The 19,628-nt window shown below is 67.9% G+C and carries 18 protein-coding genes and 1 pseudogene; 10 read left to right on the top strand and 9 right to left on the bottom strand.

Annotated features, from left to right (window positions below):
- Positions 1 to 271 precede the first annotated feature (271 nt).
- The 6 genes from ACFFF6_RS14745 to ACFFF6_RS14770 are packed head-to-tail and all read left to right on the top strand — an operon-like array spanning position 272 to position 5,162.
- On the top strand, positions 272 to 1,042 hold the full coding sequence (locus ACFFF6_RS14745; protein WP_376982049.1) for a helix-turn-helix transcriptional regulator: 771 nt from the start codon (positions 272 to 274) through the stop codon (positions 1,040 to 1,042).
- Positions 1,039 to 2,469 carry a Fe-S cluster assembly protein SufB gene (sufB, locus tag ACFFF6_RS14750; protein ID WP_376982051.1) on the top strand — a complete coding sequence of 477 codons (1,431 nt, stop codon included), beginning with the start codon at positions 1,039 to 1,041 and terminating at the stop codon, positions 2,467 to 2,469. The genes ACFFF6_RS14745 and sufB overlap by 4 nt, the downstream gene beginning before the upstream one ends.
- Positions 2,469 to 3,662 carry a Fe-S cluster assembly protein SufD gene (gene sufD / locus ACFFF6_RS14755; RefSeq protein WP_376982053.1) on the top strand — a complete coding sequence of 398 codons (1,194 nt, stop codon included), beginning with the start codon at positions 2,469 to 2,471 and terminating at the stop codon, positions 3,660 to 3,662. Before sufB ends, sufD begins: the two co-directional genes overlap by 1 nt.
- A 2-nt stretch (positions 3,663 to 3,664) precedes the next feature.
- Positions 3,665 to 4,000 carry a non-heme iron oxygenase ferredoxin subunit gene (locus ACFFF6_RS14760; RefSeq protein WP_376982055.1) on the top strand — a complete coding sequence of 112 codons (336 nt, stop codon included), beginning with the start codon at positions 3,665 to 3,667 and terminating at the stop codon, positions 3,998 to 4,000.
- 47 nt (positions 4,001 to 4,047) lie between these two features.
- A complete protein-coding gene (sufC, locus tag ACFFF6_RS14765) occupies positions 4,048 to 4,806 on the top strand; it encodes a Fe-S cluster assembly ATPase SufC (RefSeq protein WP_376982057.1) in 759 nt (252 codons plus the stop codon).
- A 26-nt stretch (positions 4,807 to 4,832) separates the two neighbouring features.
- On the top strand, positions 4,833 to 5,162 hold the full coding sequence (locus tag ACFFF6_RS14770) for a metal-sulfur cluster assembly factor (protein ID WP_376982059.1): 330 nt from the start codon (positions 4,833 to 4,835) through the stop codon (positions 5,160 to 5,162).
- A 250-nt stretch (positions 5,163 to 5,412) separates the two neighbouring features.
- On the opposite strand, the gene ACFFF6_RS14775 is transcribed toward ACFFF6_RS14770, so the two are convergent.
- Both ACFFF6_RS14775 and ACFFF6_RS14780 read right to left on the bottom strand, forming a co-directional pair.
- Complete coding sequence (locus tag ACFFF6_RS14775) at positions 5,413 to 6,135, bottom strand: hypothetical protein (RefSeq protein ID WP_376982061.1); 723 nt, start codon at positions 6,133 to 6,135, stop codon at positions 5,413 to 5,415.
- 149 nt (positions 6,136 to 6,284) lie between these two features.
- Entirely contained in the window at positions 6,285 to 6,497 is a 213-nt protein-coding gene (locus tag ACFFF6_RS14780; protein WP_376982063.1) for a hypothetical protein, read from the bottom strand.
- A 1,717-nt stretch (positions 6,498 to 8,214) separates the two neighbouring features.
- On the opposite strand from ACFFF6_RS14780, the gene ACFFF6_RS14785 reads away from it, so the two are divergent.
- A complete protein-coding gene (locus tag ACFFF6_RS14785; protein ID WP_376982065.1) occupies positions 8,215 to 8,739 on the top strand; it encodes a hypothetical protein in 525 nt (174 codons plus the stop codon).
- 763 nt (positions 8,740 to 9,502) lie between these two features.
- Here the strand turns inward: ACFFF6_RS14785 and ACFFF6_RS14790 are convergent.
- The 3 genes from ACFFF6_RS14790 to ACFFF6_RS14800 all read right to left on the bottom strand — a co-directional run bounded on the left by ACFFF6_RS14790 (position 9,503) and on the right by ACFFF6_RS14800 (position 12,768).
- Complete coding sequence (locus ACFFF6_RS14790) at positions 9,503 to 9,880, bottom strand: hypothetical protein (RefSeq protein ID WP_376982067.1); 378 nt, start codon at positions 9,878 to 9,880, stop codon at positions 9,503 to 9,505.
- 38 nt (positions 9,881 to 9,918) lie between these two features.
- Entirely contained in the window at positions 9,919 to 11,064 is a 1,146-nt protein-coding gene (locus tag ACFFF6_RS14795) for a chymotrypsin family serine protease (RefSeq protein ID WP_376982069.1), read from the bottom strand.
- A gap of 465 nt (positions 11,065 to 11,529) precedes the next feature.
- Entirely contained in the window at positions 11,530 to 12,768 is a 1,239-nt protein-coding gene (locus ACFFF6_RS14800) for an MFS transporter (RefSeq protein ID WP_376982071.1), read from the bottom strand.
- A gap of 75 nt (positions 12,769 to 12,843) precedes the next feature.
- On the opposite strand from ACFFF6_RS14800, the gene ACFFF6_RS14805 reads away from it, so the two are divergent.
- Complete coding sequence (locus ACFFF6_RS14805) at positions 12,844 to 13,491, top strand: FadR/GntR family transcriptional regulator (protein ID WP_376982073.1); 648 nt, start codon at positions 12,844 to 12,846, stop codon at positions 13,489 to 13,491.
- Positions 13,492 to 13,513: 22 nt separating this feature from the next.
- Here ACFFF6_RS14805 and ACFFF6_RS14810 read toward each other — a convergent pair whose 3' ends face one another.
- From ACFFF6_RS14810 to ald, 4 genes are all read right to left on the bottom strand, one after another.
- Positions 13,514 to 14,596, bottom strand: coding sequence for a DinB/UmuC family translesion DNA polymerase (locus ACFFF6_RS14810; protein ID WP_376982075.1), 1,083 nt, complete (start codon positions 14,594 to 14,596; stop codon positions 13,514 to 13,516).
- Positions 14,597 to 14,670: 74 nt separating this feature from the next.
- Complete coding sequence (locus tag ACFFF6_RS14815) at positions 14,671 to 14,835, bottom strand: hypothetical protein (protein WP_376982077.1); 165 nt, start codon at positions 14,833 to 14,835, stop codon at positions 14,671 to 14,673.
- A 153-nt stretch (positions 14,836 to 14,988) separates the two neighbouring features.
- On the bottom strand, positions 14,989 to 15,129 hold the full coding sequence (locus ACFFF6_RS14820) for a hypothetical protein (protein WP_376982079.1): 141 nt from the start codon (positions 15,127 to 15,129) through the stop codon (positions 14,989 to 14,991).
- Positions 15,130 to 15,655: 526 nt separating this feature from the next.
- Positions 15,656 to 16,774 (bottom strand): alanine dehydrogenase, encoded by a 1,119-nt coding sequence (gene ald / locus ACFFF6_RS14825; RefSeq protein ID WP_376982081.1) that lies wholly within the window; start codon positions 16,772 to 16,774, stop codon positions 15,656 to 15,658.
- 164 nt (positions 16,775 to 16,938) lie between these two features.
- Between ald and ACFFF6_RS14830 the strand changes: the two genes are divergently transcribed.
- Together ACFFF6_RS14830 and ACFFF6_RS14835 are read left to right on the top strand one after the other, a co-directional pair.
- Positions 16,939 to 18,543, top strand: a complete 1,605-nt coding sequence (locus ACFFF6_RS14830; RefSeq protein ID WP_376982083.1) for an ABC-F family ATP-binding cassette domain-containing protein — start codon at positions 16,939 to 16,941, stop codon at positions 18,541 to 18,543.
- A 698-nt stretch (positions 18,544 to 19,241) separates the two neighbouring features.
- Positions 19,242 to 19,628 (top strand): annotated as a pseudogene (locus ACFFF6_RS14835) (hypothetical protein); the annotation flags it as partial.

Below are 19,628 nucleotides of genomic sequence, written 5' to 3' on the forward strand. Positions count from 1 at the left end.
CGGTGTGACGGGGTCGGGGAGAGGGTGCGGCCCCGGGCCTGTGAGGTGAGGGTGTCCTTGCTGGTGGTGCGCCCGATAGGCTCGATATGGCCCCGCGCTCCGGCGGCGGTGACCCTCGTCATGTTCGCGGGTCGACGCCCCCATTTAGCAATGCGGGGCTTGTAAAATGATGAGCGTCGGTGTGATGGTCGTACCGGAGGGTGCGAGCACCCGTCGGGCGCCATCCGGCGCACGCGCCGGCAGGACGTCGGCAGGACAGGGAGGTGGGATCGTGGAGACGGCACCGCATGCGGAGCTGGGCCGCGAGGACCGACCGATCGCCGCGGGCACGGATCCGCGCGACACCCGCGATCGGCTCATCGAGGCGATCTCCGCCCACGGGCCGATCACCGCCAAGGACCTCGCCGCGCGGTTCTCGATCACGAGCGCCGCGGTGCGGCGCCACCTGGCGGCCCTCGAGGCCGAAGGCATCATCCAGGAGCACGCCCAGCCCGTCGGGCCCCGAGGGCGGGGACGCCCCTCGAAGTCCTTCGTCCTGGCTCCCGCAGCCCATGAGAGCCTGGGCAGCGAGTACGACCAGCTGGCCCGGCTCGCGGTCGAGGAGCTCATGGCCCTCGGCGGGGACGGGGCGGTCCACCGCCTCGCCGAGCGCCGGGTCCAGCCCTGGATCCGCGATCTGGCCGCCCGGATCCGCGCCGCCCAGGAGTCCGGGAGGACGGTCGACGCCTCGGCGCGCGTCCAGCTCCTGGCCCAGATGCTCACGGAGATGGGCTATGCCACCACCGCCCGCCCCGTGACCGTCCCGCTCCCCGCCGCCTCCGGACGACCGGGAGGCGGGACCCGCACGCTCCGCACCGCGCAGCTGGTCCAGGGCCACTGCCCGATCAAGGACATCGCCGCCGAGCACTCCGAGCTGTGCGAGGTCGAGACCCAGGCCATCTCCCAGATGCTCGGGGTCCCGGTGCAACGACTGGCGACCCTCGCAGGCGGCGCCCACGCCTGCACGACACACATTCCGCTCACGGAGGGAAGGACATCATGACGAGCGCACCGGAACAGCAGCTCAGCCAGGAGGAGATCATCTCCTCCATCGGCTCCTACGCCTTTGGATGGCATGACGACGACGCGGCTGGGGCCTCGGCCCGCCGTGGTCTGGACGAGGACGTCGTCCGCAACATCTCCCAGCTCAAGAACGAGCCCGAGTGGATGCTGAAGCGCCGCCTGCGCGGCCTGCAGCTGTTCGAGAAGAAGCCCATGCCCAGCTGGGGCGCGGACCTCTCCGGCATCGACTTCGACAACATCAAGTACTTCGTGCGCTCCACGGAGAAGCAGGCGACCACCTGGGACGAGCTGCCGGAGGACATCCGCGAGACCTACGACCGCCTGGGCATCCCCGAGGCGGAGAAGCAGCGCCTCGTCGCGGGCGTGACCGCCCAGTACGAGTCCGAGGTCGTGTACCACCAGATCCGCGAGGACCTCGAGGCCCAGGGCGTCATCTTCACCGACACCGACACCGGCCTGCGCGAGCACCCCGAGATCTTCGAGGAGTACTTCGGCACCGTCATCCCCGCGGGCGACAACAAGTTCGCGGCGCTGAACACGGCCGTGTGGTCCGGCGGCTCCTTCGTCTACGTCCCCAAGGGCGTCCACGTCGAGATCCCGCTGCAGGCCTACTTCCGCATCAACACCGAGAACATGGGCCAGTTCGAGCGGACCCTGATCATCGCCGACGAGGGCTCCTACGTGCACTACGTCGAGGGCTGCACCGCGCCGATCTACTCCTCCGACTCGCTGCACTCCGCGGTCGTGGAGATCATCGTGAAGAAGGACGCGCGCGTGCGCTACACGACCATCCAGAACTGGTCGAACAACGTGTACAACCTCGTCACCAAGCGCACCACGGTCGAGGCCGGCGGCACCATGGAATGGGTCGACGGCAACATCGGCTCCAAGGTGACCATGAAGTACCCGGCCGTCTGGCTGCAGGGCGAGCACGCCCGCGGCGAGACGCTGTCGATCGCCTTCGCGGGCGAGGGCCAGCACCAGGACACCGGCTCGAAGATGGTGCACATGGCGCCGCACACCTCGAGCTCCATCGTCTCCAAGTCCGTCTCCCGCGGCGGCGGCCGCTCCTCGTACCGCGGCCTCGTCCAGGTCAACAACGGCGCCCACCACTCGGCCTCGACCGTGCTGTGCGACGCCCTGCTGGTGGACACCCAGTCCCGCACGGACACCTACCCCTACGTCGACGTCCGCGTGGACGACGTCCAGATGGGGCACGAGGCGACCGTCTCCAAGGTCTCCGAGGAGCAGCTGTTCTACCTCATGAGCCGCGGCATGCCGGAGACGGAGGCCATGGCGATGATCGTGCGCGGCTTCATCGAGCCGATCGCGCGCGAGCTGCCCATGGAGTACGCCCTCGAGCTGAACCGACTGATCGAACTGCAGATGGAAGGAGCCGTCGGCTGATGACGCTGACCACGGACCATTCGAAGGCCGAGCTCGAGAGCGAGAACCTCCGCTTCGGGCCGGCGCGGGCGGGGGAGTCGCGCGCCACGCGCTTCGCCTCCTTCGACGTCGCCGCGCACCCGGTCCCGACCGGCCGCGAGGAGGAGTGGCGCTTCTCGCCGCTGCGCGCCCTGCTCCCGCTGTTCCAGGCGGAGGAGACCACGGTCTCCGCGGATCACGTCAGCTACGACGTCGACGAGGTCGAGGGCATCGAGATCGGGCAGCTGGGCGCCTCCGAGGCGCCGCGCCACAGCGCGCTCGTTCCCGAGGACCTCATCGCCGCCCGCACGGCGCAGCTGTGCGCGAACGCGCTGCACCTGAGGGCCCGCCGCGGCACAGAGGCGGATGCGCCCGCGATCGTCGAGATCACGGGCCACGACGCCTCGGTGGTCGCGCACGGCGCGGTCGTGCTGGAGACGGAGGAGAGCTCGCAGGCCACCTTCGTGCTGAACCACACCGGCTCCGCGAGCTACGCGCAGAACGTCGAGATGATCCTCGGGGACAACTCCCGCATGACCGTCATCTCCCTGCAGGACTGGGACGATGACGCCGTGCACGTGGCCACGCATGTGGCGCGCCTGGGACGCGACGCGACCCTCAAGCACATCGTCGTCAGCCTCGGCGGCAAGGCCGTGCGCGTGAACTCGACGACCCGGTTCGCGGCGCCCGGCGCCGAGGTCGAGCAGATCGGCCTCTACTTCTCCGATGCGCACCAGCATCTCGAGCATCGCCTCTTCGTCGACCACGCGGCCCCGAAGTGCACCTCCAACGTCACCTACAAGGGGGCGCTGCAGGGCAAGGCCGCGCGCAGCGTGTGGATCGGCGACGTGCTGATCCGCGCCGAGGCCGAGGGCACCGAGACCTACGAGGTCAACCGCAACCTCGTGCTCACCGAGGGGGCGCGCGCCGACTCCGTCCCGAACCTCGAGATCGAGACGGGCGAGATCGAGGGCGCCGGCCATGCGGCCGCCACCGGGCGATTCGACGACGAGCAGCTGTTCTACCTGCGCTCCCGCGGGATCCCGGAGATCGAGGCCCGCCGGCTCGTCGTGCGCGGCTTCTTCGCCGAGCTCATCCAGAAGATCGACGTGCCCTCGATCCGGGAGCACCTCACGGCCTCGATCGAGACCGAGCTCGCCCGGAGCATGAACTGATCATGGCTCCCTTCGTCCCCGTCTCCCGCCTCGACGAGCTGGCACCCGGCGAGGTGCTGGCGCTCGAGGTCGACGGGGTCGAGATCGCCCTGGCCCGTGACGAGGACGGCGACGTGCACGCCCTCGAGGACCGCTGCTCCCACGACGACATCGCCCTGTCCGACGGCGACGTCGAGGGGTGCACCCTCGAGTGCTGGAAGCACGGCAGCCAGTTCGACCTCGCCACGGGCCGCCCCCTGCAGCTGCCCGCGACACAGCCCGTGGCCGTGTACGCGGTCGACATCGATCGATCCAGCGGGGTCATCAGCGTCGACGTGACGACGCCGATCCCGCAGTGAGCACCCCCTTCCACCTTCCGCACAGCTCTCCGAAGGAGAACCGCACCATGTCGATCCTCGAGATCAAGGACCTCCACGCCACCGTCGAGACGCCCGAGGGCACCAAGGAGATCCTCAAGGGCGTGAACCTGACCATCCGGTCCGGCGAGACCCACGCCATCATGGGGCCCAACGGCTCCGGCAAGTCGACCCTGGCCTACGCGATCGCCGGCCACCCCAAGTACGAGATCACCTCCGGCGAGGTCCTCCTCGACGGCGAGGACCTGCTCGAGATGAGCGTGGACGAGCGCGCCCGCGCCGGCCTGTTCCTCGCCATGCAGTACCCGGTCGAGGTTCCCGGCGTGACCGTCTCGAACTTCCTGCGCACCGCGAAGACCGCCGTCTCCGGCGAGGCCCCCGCCCTGCGCACCTGGGTCAAGGATGTCAAGGGCGCCATGGACAACCTCCGCATGGACCCCGCGTTCGCCGAGCGCAACGTCAACGAGGGCTTCTCCGGCGGCGAGAAGAAGCGCCACGAGATCCTGCAGATGGAGCTGCTGAAGCCCTCCATCGCGATCCTCGACGAGACCGATTCCGGCCTCGACGTGGACGCGCTGCGGATCGTCTCCGAGGGCGTCAACCGCGCCAAGGAGAACACCGAGGTGGGCGTCATGCTGATCACGCACTACACCCGCATCCTCAACTACATCACGCCGGACTTCGTCCACGTGTTCGTGGACGGACGCGTCGCCGAGGAGGGTGGGCCCGAGCTCGCCGAGCGCCTCGAGAACGAGGGCTACGACCGATTCCTCGCGGCCGCGAACTGACCGCAGGACACCGGAGAGGAGCAGCCATGACCGAGGAGACCGCCGGAGCCTTCGTCACGAAGGAGGAGGTCATCGAGGCGATGAAGGACGTCATCGATCCCGAGCTGGGGATCAACGTCGTGGACCTGGGACTCGTCTACGGCGTGAGCGTCGAGAACGGCGAGGCGGTCGTCGACATGACGCTGACCTCGGCCGCCTGCCCGCTCACCGAGATGCTCGAGGAGCAGACCTTCGCCGCCCTGGACCCGATCACCGAGTCGCATCGCATCAACTGGGTGTGGATGCCGCCGTGGGGCATGGAGAAGATCACCGAGGACGGGCGCGAGCAGCTGCGGGCCATCGGCTTCAACCTCTGAGGCGCGCCGAGAGGCCCCCTGATCTGTGTCAATGCAGGTCAGGGGGCTTTTTGGACCGTCGCCTCGTGTCGCCGAGCGTGCTCCAGACGTGCCTCGTCCCCACGAGCGAGGTCTCCGAGCCGTGAGATTCCCGCATTGCTGGGCACCGGACTTGTGATTTTGGGTGACAGAGTGAGCTGTCGGAAACCGTGTGGTTCCAGCACTGTGCGGGATCTTGTGCGGGACGGCGATGCTGGTGCATCGATGCCGATCAGGTCTCCCGCAGCCCCGCTGCGTCGCTGAGACCTGAGAGATCGCTCGCGTCCGTGTCGTCGAGCCTCGCCACCTCCGTGGAGTGGCCGAACTGTGAGTTGAGGACCGCTTCGGGGACCTTCCCCTCGTAGAACGAACGGAGGGTCGTGCGCCAGAGGTGGGACCGTCCTGTGGTGAACAGCTTGATCTTCGTCGAGGTCGCCATGCGCTCGTACAGCGACTGGACGGCCTTCACGCAGCTGGCGCGGTACCACTCCTTCATCGGATCGGTCGGGGTTCCCACGATGTACCCGGCGCCGTCCTGAGCATCGCGACGCTTCAGCAGGCGCTCGGCGACGCGCTGGTCGAGCACCAGGACCACGCGCGGATGGCCGCCTCTCGCGACGTGCGCCGGAACGTCGATGCTCAGGATCCCGTCGGCGGACACGCGCGCCATCGGCCACTCGACCCGGCGAGCCTCCGTCTGGCGCAGACCGGTCGTCATCTGGAGCAGGGTCTGGTCGACCGCGGCCCTCGATGTCGCCACCTGCGTGTCCGGACGCCAGATCCATCCGCCCTTCTTGTGGGACACGAGCCACGTCACGGGATCCGCCTCGAGGAGCCAGACGAGGGTCTGCTCATAGGCGTCCGCGCTCAGCGTTCGTCCGCCCCGGGTCCGCTCAGGTCTGCGCACTCCCGTCAGGTCATCCAGGCGCACGCCCGCCAGGGGATTGGCCGCCATCAGGCCGTTTCGGATCAGTCGGGCTGCGATGTACTTGTTCCACACGGTCCGGCACGACCGCATCGCCGAGGAGCCGTGCCGCTGGCTGATCTCCGTGAAGAGGTCCTCGAGCCCTCGTGGCCTGGTGCCGGAGCCGATCGTGTGGTCCTTCAGCCCGAACTCGTGCTTCGACCGGTTCTTCGCGCAGAGATCGCAGTCCCGAGCAGGAGCCTCAGGCCCCGGCCGTAGTTGTCCTTCGACATCGGGGCCAGCTTCACCTTCTCCATCGCCGGCCGGGTCACCTGCTCGATGTAGTCGCTGAACGGGCTGTCCAGATCCCACGCTCCGCCGCCGGTGCGCAGGAGGCTCTCGGCCTTCTGCATCGTCCTGCGGCGCACCCCGCCCTTGGTCGCACCGTAGCTGTCGAAGGAGAACCGTCGACCGTCGAGATGCCGACCCCGAACGCTGAGTCGGAACCAGTCGCCCCTCCAGGGCTGCGGGGTCGACGTTCCTGCCGTGTGCTTTCCTGGGGCCAGCCTTCTCGTCGTCGCTCGTGCCACGGGCACAGTGCAACCATCCTCGGATGTTGCCGAGATCCGGAGGGGCCCTGCTCAGACAGTGGTCTCTCCATGGATGCTTGGGGCGCTATTCACGCGTCCCTGTTGCATCCGTACCTTCCCAGGTCAGGCGCGTATACCACCTTTCAGAGACCAGGCGTGAATAACGCCCTCAGCCCGGAGCGGTCCAACTCAGGTCTTCCTCGGGTCCTCGTCACTGCCTTGCGTGGGGGTATGCGGTAGAGTGAAATTCCGGGTGAAATAAGGCGATGAGCCGGTTCCGCCTCCGCCGATACGCTATCGTCTGCCCACAGAAAAGCATGGGGCGGGATCTTCACGAGCGCAACTTCGACTGAGGCGGTCGGGATCTCCCTGAGCCCAACGGTGGGCAGCTGTCGTCCGTACTTCTCGATTTCACGATCGGAGCCCCGGGGATCATGAGTGTCACTCGAATCGCCGTCTCGCCAACCTGCCGCATCGCCAGTGCGCTGCAGCGCTCATCATGCTCGGCGCCTCGCTTACCGGCTGCGGTTCTGAAGGCGTCGGGCGCGATGGAACGTACCTGCTGGCCGACGGCGACCACCCCCTCACCATGGAAGTCAGTGGTGACCAGGTGAGGTCATCGACAGCTGATTGCCTGGGAGCCGTCGTGCAAGGGTTGGAGCTCGCCGGTGAGCTCAGCGACGACGCGACGACGGTGGTCTGGACTACTGCACCGAGCGACAGCGCATCCGAGAGCATGCATGCACGACGGAAGACGGCGCCCAGGAATGCGGTACGCCTTTGGTTAGCGTGCCGATCAGCACTGACGACGACACCTTGACCGTTCCTATTCCTGACGAATCAGCAATGTATGTGGGTGCATGTCGGGCGTTCTCTCTCGACGGAAGCGAAGAGGCTCGTGACGCGAAGCAGGATTTCTCCGTGTGTCCTGCCAGTGCTGACATCTGACCTGCTTCCGGCGGGTCGGGATGATTCTGACTCCTCAGGGGCCAGCGACGTCAGAAGTCGTCATGTCCTCCCCATTCACGGACACGAGGATCTCGTACTTCCGTGGTGACGACTACCTCCGCAGACCTGCTGAGCTCTCCCGCAGCCACCATCACCAAGCTCCACACCCTCGCTGAGGAAGCGAGGGTGTGGAGCTCTGGTCTTCCTCACCTCAGATCGCGCCCTCCGAGTAGACCTCCCGAGGCAAGCCCTGGATTCGTGGGCCGAAGCTGATCGCGACGTAGGGCGGCCGTCAATGTCAGCGAACTCGAGGACATCGGCGCACTCGAGTGATGGAGGGCAATCCAGATCCACGCAGACACAACACCCGCGAGCTTGTGCTAGGCTTACTGGCGAGGGATCCACTTTGAATTGTGACACCAGGGGAGTTGTTGTGGCCATTCTGACGTCCAGGACATCGATCGTGCGTGCGATAGGTATTGCATGCACCCTGATTCCCTGCGCTCCACTCTCGGCCGCGCAGGCAGAAGATAGTTTCAGATCCGGCGAGTCCGTGGTCACGTCCACTGGGGATGCCAATCCGAATGCAGATATGACCCAGGATCCTGTCGGCGGCGATCTCGAAGGGGCCGTGGTCGACATCGAATTCGAGCCGGCCGTCTTCGTGAGGGCCGACTCTTTTGAAGAGGCCGAGCGTATACTTGCCGATGCCGACGGCGTGTCCGCCCAGTCGAGCTCTGGAGACGTTGTGAGATATGGACCGTGCCTGCTGGAGGCTCAAGGAACCCATCTCCGCCAATCGGGTAATTGCAGCACTGTGGGCTTCAAGGCCTACACGAAACGCACCGTTCCGGTGACATCGATCTCGCATACACTGTACCTGCGAGAGAAGCGCCTGCTCACGTGGAAGAAAGTTACACCAACGGTCGGCGGAAGCAACAAGAACTACGGCGCCTCCAGCCTGAAGAGCATCGGAATGTCCTACACCTGCACGTCGAAGACAACGAAGCGCTGGTGGTCGGGAGCCGTTCAGGGTAAAATGGTATACAAGGGCAAGGAGTACTACGCAACTGCATACGCTCGGGTGACGAGCGATATCGTCCCCTGCTCGTCATGAAAGCGATGCGAGCGGTCGTCGTGTTTCGAAAGGTGACATGCCGGGCCGACGACGGACCGGTCAGCCACACTCCAGCCATCGGTGTCGTCCTTGACGAAGCGGATGCCGCTCTCTTCGAAAAAGACAATCCAGAGTTCCATGTTGAATGGGAGACCTTCGTCGTACAGGGATTCTCCGAGGAGAATCGGCCGGTGTCCTTATGGGTAGCGGTTCTCCTTCCTCCGTTCCCGGACCCCGATGAACTTCTCGATCCGAGCCCTGTCGCCGTCTTCTATGATGCACCGTCGGCTCATCGCTGGATTAATTCCCGGGAGCGGAGAGAAAGTAGGCACGCCCTCTGGGAAGTTCCTACGGGTGTGTTGGGCGACGGAATCCCGCAATGGCCTACTACGTACTTCCCCGAACCCAGACTCGGTCGCCTGGATTCCCAGTCTAAGGCGTAGCGCCCGCTCGTGCTACTGCGAGGGGAGCGCGGCTGAGCTCGCCCGCAGCCACCATCATGAAGCCCCGCACCCTCGCTGAGACGGCAAGGGTGCGGGGCTTCGGTCCTATCCCGTGCAGGAGGCGCGTGCATGGTCGCTCCAGCTGCCTGTCATGCCTGCCCGGACGGGAGCCCCTTCCGAAAGACGTATCTCGTACTCCCCGGGATGTGTCCTCGCGCCGCTATGCCTCGACGGGGCGCCCATCGTTCGAGACCACGACAGTGACGTCAGCACCATCTACTGCAGGTTGTGTCGTCTTCCGCATACACGACACGGCTCGTTCACGGGTCGACATCCTCTTTGCCCTCGTCATAGCGCGGCGGGTCGGCATCGGTCGTCTCGACCACGACATCGACCCCATCGGTGGCGGCTTCGCCGGCGGTCTCCATGTCGCGAATCTCGGCAGGTGTCACCTCGTCGCCGAGGGTGTAGAGCGTCACTACGACGCGATCGTTCTCCGCGTCGTATGCCGCCCCCTTGGGGCGCGGATCGTAGTCGATGGCGTCGAGCACGGTCATCTCGATCTGCGCCCACGCCTCCAGGTCGGGCTCCGGGTCCGACGCGGCGGACGATGTCGGTTGTTCCGCAGGAATGTCCGGAGGGGAGGGAGGGCTCGTGCAGGAGCATACGAGAAGGCCGATGGAGAACGCCGCGATCACTGCGCGTACTGCTCGCATGAGGATGCCTCAACTCGTCTTCACCGAAACGCCGGTGATGTTGACACGGATGAGATCGGCGTGATGTACGAGCCTCCGCTGTCCGCGCCCGTCGTGGTCGCGAAACCTTTCGCTGCGATGAACCAGGGACCACCTGAGTCGCCTCCCGAGGTGATCTTCGTCGCTGTATAGTAGAGGTTGCACCAGGTACTCCCGGAAAACGAGACGCATCCCTTGTAGGATTCGACTTTCGAGGACCCGTACCCTGAGGCCACTCCGTACTTGTAGAGGATGAACCCGATCGTCACGACGCCGGTCGATGTGATCGTGCGGTACTGAGAATTCCCGTACCGAAACTTGTTCTCGGGCGTTCCTCCGCTGAGCGAGGTATAGCGAATGTCTCGGCTCCCTGCAGCCACATATGTCGTGCCAGTCGTGTCGCCGTCGTACTTGCTCGGTTTCGTCGTGCAGTGGGCCGCCGTGATGATCCCGTATCCGGTTCCCTTCTTCCCGATGAAGCCACCCGTGCATGAACCGTAGAACTCGCCACCCTGCGTCGTTGACTGCTCCATCGGGACGTCCTCTGCGTCGGCAAACTCGATGCGGAGCGGGAGGTCGAGCGCGACGGTCCTGGAGCTGTCGCCGAGGCGAGTATCGATCACGCGGCCCACCTCCGCTTCCTGGTCGGTCCACACGGTGGCCGCGAATGAGTTGTCCTCCGCTTCGTACCGCGCGGCTAGCGACGTGGCCCCGGGAACCTCGCCGATGGCATCAAGGATCGCGAGCTCGTGATCCGATCGCTCCAGATACGCGATTGCACGCGCCTCCGATTGCTCGATGGTGATGTCGAACCCTCTTTCACCTGCGAGGGTGGTGACGGCGGTTGCCGCTTCCGGCCGCACCAGGACTGTTCCGTGGTGTCCGTCCCAGAAAAAGTCAACGACATCTCTCGGATGGGAATCCAAGATCACCTGTACCTGAGTAGAGAGCTCCTCCTGGCCGCCGGTCGCGAGGCGCTCCTGGCTGACTTCCGTCGAGTCTCCGGGAGCGTCTCCTTTGGCAAAAGCCGCCGTCGAGGTGCTGAGCATTGCGACGACGAGCGCTCCGCAGGAGAGGGCTGCCATGGCGCTCTTCAGAAAACCGATACCAGATCTGCTGTTTGCGGTGGAAGGCATGATGACCTCCATGATCCTCATGGCGGAGGATCGGTCGCCGGAATGACGCCGTTGTCACCCAGAAGCATACGACAGGTGCGGGCAGCGTGATGCCTCAGCGTTCCGACATCACCCGGGCAGCCACCCTCGCTACCCCCGTGCGCCAGGCACTGCGTTAGCGCCCGCAATCCCGGCATCGAACAGCCCTTCGCGGTCCGCCCGCATGGAGGCCCGTGATCTGTATCCCCATCGGCGGCCACCAATCGCGTGCCCGTCGCGTCGTCGGCGAGCTCCCCGATGGTCGTCATCGTGCACGCTTCCTGGTCAGCCTGCCCGCGCGCAGGTGGCCGATGTCGCTGCCGAGCGGGTCGGTCGCCTCGACCACTTGGTCGAGCACGCCGAGGGCGCGCAGGCACCGCGCGACGCCCGGAAGCTGCGGCCTCCTTCGCCTCTGGCGACAATAGTCGTATCAACGGCATTCAGTGGCTAGGTTCCTCGTCATCGGAGCCGGCAGGTGCCGGGCACCGTGCGGCCGTCGATCGGGATCGGCCGACAGGCGAACCACCCGCCGATGATACCGGGCACGGTCGTTGCGGCGAGCACCAGCAGCGGCACCGTCCAGGATCCGGTCGCCTCGTGGAGCAGCCCGAGGCCGACCGGGCCCAGACAGGCGATCCCGTACCCGATACCCTGGACGATCCCGGAGGTCGCCGATGCTGCCTGCGGGCCGCTGGTCCTGAGGTTGATGAGGGTCATGCAGAGGGGGAAGGTGCTCACGCCGATGCCCAGGGCGCAGACCCACACGAGCGTGCCGACGAGCGGGGAGAGGAGCAGCCCCAGATATCCCGCGACGAGGAGCACGCCGCAGGCGAGCACGATCGGGAAGGGTCGGGGCATGCGGGCCGTGAGCCGGGGGACGAGCAGCGCGGCGAGCATGCCCCAGGAGGAGTACAGCGCGACCATGGCGCCGCCGAGCGCGGGATCTGCGCCGGCTTCGACGAGGATCGCCGGCACCCAGGTGATGACGGCGTAGTTGGAGACCGACATCATCGCGAACAGGACGGCCAGACCCCAGAGCGTCGGCGAGACGAGGAGCGAGGAGCGGTCGGGCCTCGTCGCGGAGGCGGTCCGGGCATGATGTCCGGTGGGCGCTCGCACGGCGAGCACGCACCAACTGATCGCCGCGAGCAGCGCGGGCCCGGCCCAGATGCCCACGGAGAGACGCCACGTCCCGGCATCGGCCAGCGGAACGGCGAGCAGCGGGGCGAGGAACTGGCCCGTCTGCATGAGGATCAGGTACAGCGAGGTCCACAGCGCGAGCCTGTTCGGGAACCAGGACTTCACCAGCGGGACGATCACGACGTTCGCAGCTCCGATGCCCGCCAGCGCCAGCACCGTCGAGCCCACGAGCGCACCAGGTGACGGGGCCGCGGCGCGCAGAACGAGCGCGAGGGCCGTCGCCGCGAGCGCCGCGGTCGCGGTGCGCTCGAGGCCGAACCGTCCGGTGACCACCGGGGCCACGGCGCCGAACACTCCGAAGGCCGCCGCGGGAACCGTGCCGAGGAGCCCGGCCATCGCCAGGCCGTACCCGAGGTCACGGCCGATGATCTCCAGCAGCGGCGTGAACCCTGTGACCGCGGTGCGCAGGTTGAGCGCGGTCAGGCCGATCGCGAGACCGGCCCACAGCAGCACGGTGCGCCGGGGCGGGGAGGTCGACGGCTCGGTCGGGGGCGTCACGATAGACTCCTGCAGAAGATCAACGGATGATGGGATCATGGGATGAATCCAGGCGATTCTGGCACACGCCGGCCGATGCGTCGAGCGGGGCTCATCGACCAGGCCGCGGAGAGCTTCCGCGACGAGATCGTCCAGGGGCGCTGGCCCGTCGGCGAGAAGATCCCGACCGAGCCTGCCCTCGTGGCGGAGTTCGGCATCGGCCGCAACACGGTCCGCGAGGCGCTCCAGTCGCTCGTCCACGCGGGTCTGCTGCGACGTGAGCAGGGCAGAGGCACCTTCGTGATCTCGTCCTCGGAGCTCACAGGGACGCTCGAGCGGCAGCTCGGCGGCGGCACGCGCCGCCAGTACCTCGAGCTGCGTCTCGCCCTTGACAGCACCGCCGCCTCCCTCGCGGCGAGGCACCGGACGGATGCGGAGGCACAGGAGCTCCGCGCCCTGCGCGACCATCGCGAGGAGATCTGGCCCGCTGCCGGCCCGGAGGTGCGCGCACGCACCGATCTCGCGCTGCACCGCGGCATCGTTGAGGCGACCCACAATCCCCTCTACGTCACCCTGTACTCCAGCATGCTGGAGGTGTTCGCCGCCCACATGCGGGACGAGGAGAGCGAGGACCTGGACGCGGCCCACCGCCATCACCGCGAACTGGTCGAGGCGATCGCCGATCGCGACCCGGAGCGCGCGCTCGCCCAGGTCGCCGCGATCTTCGCCCCGTTCATGGGGTGAGGGCGGCGGAGCCTGCCCGCGGTCATGGCCTTGCGAGCACCTCCGCGGTGCGCGCGAGACGCACCAGGGGCGGGAGCAGGCCCATGGTGTGCAGGGCGGCGGCGCCGTTCTCGGGGGCGGAGGCGGCGCAGGTATCGGTCAGCAGCTCCCGCTTCATCTGCCACGTCGGCCCTGGCCGCATCCCGGCCCAGCCGAGGCCAACGGACTCCCGTCCCTCCTTCTTCTGCACGCGGTCGATGAGCGTGGCGATGCCCGCGTCCTCGTGCCGCTGGCGGAACATGTCGAAGGGCACGTGCAGACCCGCCGGCAGCAGGTCCGTGAGCATGATGCCCGCCCTCGCGTACCGGACGCCGCCCACGATCTGCGGCAGGAGCTGGTGTGCGACCCTCGTGAGCTCCACCGGATCCGCCGTCGGGAACGGGAGGCGCACCGAGATCGACGGATGGTGCTTCTGCTCCACCCAGTGCGACGTTCCGGCGAATGCCGTGAGCGTTCTCGCGACCTGCTGGTGGCGTACGAGCCGTGCTGCGCTCCGCTGAGCGTAGACGCTGAGCTCCTGGCGGATCCCGCCTGCCGTGGTGACCTTCTCGCTGAAGCTCCGCGAGACGATGAGCTGGTCTTTCTTCCCCTCCCGGCCCTCCTCGGGGCCGATGCAGGCGACTCCCCGCAGCTCGAGGGCCGTCCTCATCACGACGACGGTGAACTGCCTCCGGATGAGCACGGGATCAGCCGCGGCGAGGTCCGCGACGCTCAGGATGCCAGGGCCTGCGAGCCGTCTCTCGAGCCGTGAGGCGATACCCCAGACCTCCGAGACAGGCAGACGGGTCATCAGCTGGTCACGCCAGCCCTCGCGGGTCGCCGGCCAGACGAAGACCCCGTCGAACGCCTCCACCATCTTCGCCGCCCAGTTGGCGAGCTTCGCGAGAGTGCGGGTGCCTGCGATCCCGACGCACACCGGCACCCCGAGCAGCCTCCTCAGCGTGTCCTTGATGTCCCGGCCGAGCCGGATCATCGCCTCCGGATCCGCCGCGGTGCGTCGGTCAATGCCGAGGAAGGCCTCGTCGATGCTGTAGACCTGCAGATCGCTCGTGAAGCGCTCGAGCACCTGCAGTCCCAACCGGGGTGTAGGGCTTGAGAAGGTGCGATAGGACGCTGATGCGGCGCGCCGATATGACGTGGCTATTCGCTCCCGGGCGCCGAGAAGCTCAGCTCTTGGCGCTGGAAGAACGGCATGAGGATGTGGCTGTCGAGCACCCTCGTGCTGAGGTCGGAGATGCCCTGTCGCATGGAGGGGAGCATCGCCATCGGCGCGACATGGTTCGCGTACTCGAACGCAAGGTCCATGCTCAGTTGGTCCGCGTGGGAGGGGTCGATGCCGTAGAAGCCGTCGACGACAGCTCGCGCGCGCCCTTCGCTCACCTCGCGCTCGAGCTTGAGTCCGAAGCGCAGGCCCCGCCTCTCTCCGGGGCGAACATCCTCGGTGCGGTGGACGTCGACCTATAGCATGAACTGTGGAAGATCGTCCGGGTCCTTGACGTCCTTACGGGTGCAGTACAGCTCGCAGAAGCGAATGGTCTCGAGCTCGATGTGCGGGTGGATCTCTTGCAGAGCTTCGCTGGGGCCGTCGAGATCAGGCACGCGCGAGCCTCGATTCGCTCCAGCGGATCGCTCGCGGCTCCGGCTTCTGATCGACCACGAGCATGGGACGAGCCGCGTTCTGAGTCACGTAGCCTGCGCGGTCGCTCTCGACACGGACGGGGAGATTCGCCTCAACCACCAGCGCATAGCGCTGGATCGTCGCCGGCGTCGGGTTGGAGTCGCGTAGCGCTCGAACTGAGCGACAGCGCTCTGGGAGACGCCCATGCATTCCGCCTGCTCCTTCTGGGGCAGCCCATGCTGCTCCCGGAGATCGACCAGGTCCTCCTTCGTGTTCGTCGACGCCCTCGCCCGCTATGCATCGTGACCCCGGAACGGGGCTCCGAGGAAGGCGACAGGGGCATGGAGAAGATCACCGAGGACGGGCGCGAGCAGCTGCGGGCCATCGGTTTCAACCTCTGAGGCGCGCCGCGGTGTGCGGGGCCGGGACATCGGCCCGGCATGATCCGACCGCCGGTGGGCTGCTTACGCGCTGCGCAGGAGCCCACCGGTGGTCGGATCTCTGCGGTCAGCCGGCGAGGACGTCCTGCACGGCGACCGCCTCGATGCCATGCGCCTCGCCCACGCCCGCATGGGTGAGCTTCCCGCCGTGCGCGTTCAGGCCCCGCGCGAGCGAGGGGTCCTCCGCGAACGCCTGCCGCCACCCGCTGCGGGCCAGGCGCAGGATGTAGGGGAGCGTCGCGCTCGAGAGGGCCGCGGTCGCCGTGACGGGCACGCTGCCGGGCATGTTCGCCACGCAGTAGAAGGTCGTCCCATGCACCTCGAAGGTCGGGTCGGAATGGGTCGTCGGACGCGATCCCTCGAAGCAGCCGCCCTGGTCGATCGCCACGTCCACGAGCACCGCACCCGGCTTCATGGTGGAGACCATCTCGTCGGTGACGAGCTTGGGCGCCCGCTTGCCGGGGATCAGCACCGAGCCGATGACCACATCGGCCTGCTCGATCTGCTCGGCCACGTCGAGCTTCGTCGAGTAGCGGGTGAGGATGCCCCCGTCGTGCACGGTCGCGATCTGGCTGAGCCGCTCGAGGTTGACGTCCATGACGGTCACGTTCGCGTGCAGCCCGCGCGCCATAAGCGCCGCCTGCTCGCCGACGACCCCGCCGCCGAGCACGACCACATGCGCCTCCCGGGTGCTGGGGACCCCGCCCATGAGCAGACCCATGCCGCCCAGCGGCGCCATCAGATGGTAGGCCGCGACCTGCGTCGCGAGGCGCCCTGCGATCGCGCTCATCGGCGCGAGAAGGGGCAGGTACCGGCTCTCCAGCTGCACGGTCTCGTAGGCGATCGCCGTCGTCCCCGAGGCGAGGACGGCGCGGGTGAGCGCCTCATCCGCGGCCAGGTGCAGGTAGGTGAACAGGATCTGGCCCTCGCGCATGAGGTGGTGCTCCGCGGGGAGCGGCTCCTTGACCTTCACGATCATCTCCGCCCGCGACCAGACCTCCTCCGCCGTGGTCGCGATCCGGGCACCCGCGGCACGGTAGTCGTCGTCGGAGATGCCCGCGCCCCTGCCGGCCTCGTGCTCGACCAGCACGTCATGTCCTGCGGTGGCCAGCTCGTGCACGCCGGCGGCGGTGAGGCCGACGCGGTACTCATGGGTCTTGATCTCTCGTGGAACACCGATCAGCATCGTTCGGACACCTTCGCTCTCTTCCAGGGTCGGGCCGGTTCGCCCGGGATTCATCTCATCACAGCGCAGGGAATCCCGTGGCCCGTTCGTGCAGGTCCTCCGTATGCTGGGGCGGGTCCGCGCGCACCCGCGCCGCCCCGTCCGTCCCAAGGAGCATCCCCGCCGTGATCACCGTCCACGACCTCGAGATCCGCGTCGGGGCACGGCTCCTCATGAGCGAGGTCAGCTTCCAGATCACCGCGGGCGACCGAGTGGGTCTGGTGGGCCGCAACGGCGCCGGCAAGACCACTCTGACCAAGGTCCTCTCGGGGACGCTGCAGCCCTCGGGGGGAAGCGTCGAGGTCTCCGGCGAGCTGGGCTACCTCCCGCAGGACACCCACGCCGGCGGGGAGGAGGAGACCGTCATCTCCCGGATCCTGTCGGCGCGCGGCCTCGACGCCCTGCTCGCGCGCCTGCACCGAGCCGAGGAGGAGATGGCCGACATGTCCATCTCCGATGCCCAGCGCGAGAAGGCCATGAACCGCTACGCGCGGATCGACGCGGAGATCGAGACCCGCGGCGGCTATGCGGCGGAGGCGGAGGCGAAGCGGATGTCCGCGAACCTCGGCCTGCCGGACCGCCTGCTCGAGCAGGGGCTGGGCACCCTCTCCGGCGGACAGCGGCGCCGCGTCGAGCTCGCGCGGATCCTCTTCTCGCAGGCGGACACCATGATCCTCGACGAGCCGACGAACCACCTCGACGCGGACTCGATCATCTGGCTGCGCGACTACCTCATGACCTACAGGGGCGGGCTGATCGTCATCAGCCACGACGTGCAGCTTGTCGAGCAGGTCGTCAACAAGGTGTTCTACCTCGACGCGAACCGCAGCGCGATCGATATCTACAACATGGGCTGGAAGCTGTACCAGCGTCAGCGCGAGGACGACGAGAAGCGCAGGAAGCGCGAGCGGGCCAACGCGGAGAAGAAGGCGAGCGCCCTCACCGCCCAGGCCGAGAAGATGCGTGCCAAGGCCACCAAGGCGGTCGCCGCGCAGAACATGCTGCGCCGGGCCGAGAGGATGCTCGACGGGGTCGAGGAGGAGCGGCGCACCGACAAGGTCGCGAGCCTGCGCTTCCCGAAGCCGGCCCCGTGCGGGAAGACGCCGCTGATGGCGGAGGACCTCTCCAAGTCCTATGGCAGTCTCGAGATCTTCACGGGCGTCGACCTGGCGATCGATCGCGGGAGCCGGGTCGTGATCCTGGGCCTGAATGGCGCGGGCAAGACCACCCTGCTGCGGATCCTCGCGGGCGTGGACCCGTCCGACACCGGCGGCATCATCCCCGGGCATGGGCTCCGCATCGGCTACTACGCCCAGGAGCACGAGACCCTGGACCCCGGACGCACGGTGCTGGAGAACATGATGTCTGCAGCTGTCGAGCTGCCCGAGGTCGAGGCGCGCAAGATCCTGGGCTCGTTCCTGTTCACGGGCGACGACGTGCACAAGCCCGCCGGGGTGCTCTCCGGCGGGGAGAAGACCCGCCTCGCGCTGGCCACCCTCGTCGTCTCCAGCGCGAACGTGCTGCTGCTGGACGAGCCGACGAACAACCTCGATCCCGCCAGCCGCCAGGAGATCCTCGGGGCTCTGGCGAACTTCGAGGGGGCGGTCGTGCTGGTCTCCCACGATCCCGGGGCCGTCCGCGCGCTCTCCCCGGAGCGCGTGCTCGTCATGCCCGATGCGGTCGAGGACCTCTGGAACTCGTCCTACGAGGAGCTGATCCAGCTCGCCTGATCGACGACGGCTCAGGTCGCAGGCTCCCGGGCAGTTGGGGCCGCGCCGTCGACCGTCCTGGTGACCGGGGGCGATGAGGATGGGCCCGTCGACCGCGGTTGTGGCAGCGGGCGAGGGGGGGCGGGGGCGAGGTCGTTGACCGTCGTTGTGACAGGGGGCGGCGGCGCTGCTCCATCCCCGGTCAGCGGTGGTAGGCCCCTGTCGTTCTGGCTCATAGGCGGTCAGCGGTGGTGAGGGGGAGGGGACTGACTCATCCGCGGGCAGCGGTGTCGTCTCGGAGCAGGGTGTGGGCAGGGAGATGTGAGTTCCTGCGGAGCGGCGTGGCGGGGACGCGGGCGAGGGCTTGCCGGGCCCGCGTGAGTTCCTGCGGTGCGGGGCGGCGTGAGGCCGGCCGTTGACCGCCGTTGTGGCTGAGAGCGATGAGGGCGGGGCCGTTGACCGTCGTTGTGACAGCGCGCGGCTGCTCTGCGCCATCCCCGGTCAGCGGCGATGGGGCTACGGCGGTTCTGGCTTGTTCCCGGGCAAGGGTGGATGGGGCGGTTGACCGTGGTTGTGGCTGGGCAGGGTGGCTCTGCTCCGTCCCCGGGCAGCGGTGGCGGGGCATGGGGGCGGACGGAGGCGCGCGAACCGGTGCCGAGAAGAGCGTCTGCGGACGCGGGGGCCGGGACCTGCCTGCGACGACGTGCTAGCGTCGCGGCATGTTCGTCCTCTGCTATGACCTGCACGGACGCGGGCGCAGCGCCCTCGATCGGGGCCGGGCCCGTGCCGATGCGCCGGACCGGGTCCCCGAGCTCCTCGCCGCGATCGCCCCGCTCGGGCTGCGGCGCGCTCCGGAACGGGCTCTCGGAGACCAGGCGGTCGCGATCGCCGACGAGGCGCGCGAGGCGGTGGACCTGCTGCGGATCGGCTGCGAGCTCGGCGGCTGGGCCATCGGGCTCGGGATCGGTCCCGCCCTCGCCCGCCCGGCCGCCCCTCCTCTCCGGGCGGAGGCGACGGACGGATCCCTCGGGGCGACCGCTCCCGTCCGCGCCCCCGCCGCCCCGGCGCGCGAGGCGCGGGGGCCGGCGCTGGCATGCGCCCTGGAC

It is taken from the genome of Brachybacterium hainanense, assembly GCF_042434575.1.
GTDB lineage: Bacteria > Actinomycetota > Actinomycetes > Actinomycetales > Dermabacteraceae > Brachybacterium > Brachybacterium hainanense.

Excerpts from the sequence above, each read along its gene's own strand:
- ACFFF6_RS14805 (WP_376982073.1), top strand. The coding sequence starts at position 12,844 with ATGCGTCGAGCGGGGCTCATCGACCAGGCCGCGGAGAGCTTCCGCGAC.
- ald (WP_376982081.1), bottom strand. The coding sequence starts at position 16,774 with ATGCTGATCGGTGTTCCACGAGAGATCAAGACCCATGAGTACCGCGTC.
- ACFFF6_RS14780 (WP_376982063.1), bottom strand. The coding sequence starts at position 6,497 with ATGCAGAAGGCCGAGAGCCTCCTGCGCACCGGCGGCGGAGCGTGGGAT.
- ACFFF6_RS14770 (WP_376982059.1), top strand. The coding sequence starts at position 4,833 with ATGACCGAGGAGACCGCCGGAGCCTTCGTCACGAAGGAGGAGGTCATC.
- ACFFF6_RS14760 (WP_376982055.1), top strand. The coding sequence starts at position 3,665 with ATGGCTCCCTTCGTCCCCGTCTCCCGCCTCGACGAGCTGGCACCCGGC.
- ACFFF6_RS14785 (WP_376982065.1), top strand. The coding sequence starts at position 8,215 with ATGACCCAGGATCCTGTCGGCGGCGATCTCGAAGGGGCCGTGGTCGAC.
- ACFFF6_RS14815 (WP_376982077.1), bottom strand. The coding sequence starts at position 14,835 with ATGGACCTTGCGTTCGAGTACGCGAACCATGTCGCGCCGATGGCGATG.
- ACFFF6_RS14775 (WP_376982061.1), bottom strand. The coding sequence starts at position 6,135 with ATGGCGGCCAATCCCCTGGCGGGCGTGCGCCTGGATGACCTGACGGGA.
- sufC (WP_376982057.1), top strand. The coding sequence starts at position 4,048 with ATGTCGATCCTCGAGATCAAGGACCTCCACGCCACCGTCGAGACGCCC.
- sufD (WP_376982053.1), top strand. The coding sequence starts at position 2,469 with ATGACGCTGACCACGGACCATTCGAAGGCCGAGCTCGAGAGCGAGAAC.
- ACFFF6_RS14795 (WP_376982069.1), bottom strand. The coding sequence starts at position 11,064 with ATGGAGGTCATCATGCCTTCCACCGCAAACAGCAGATCTGGTATCGGT.
- sufB (WP_376982051.1), top strand. The coding sequence starts at position 1,039 with ATGACGAGCGCACCGGAACAGCAGCTCAGCCAGGAGGAGATCATCTCC.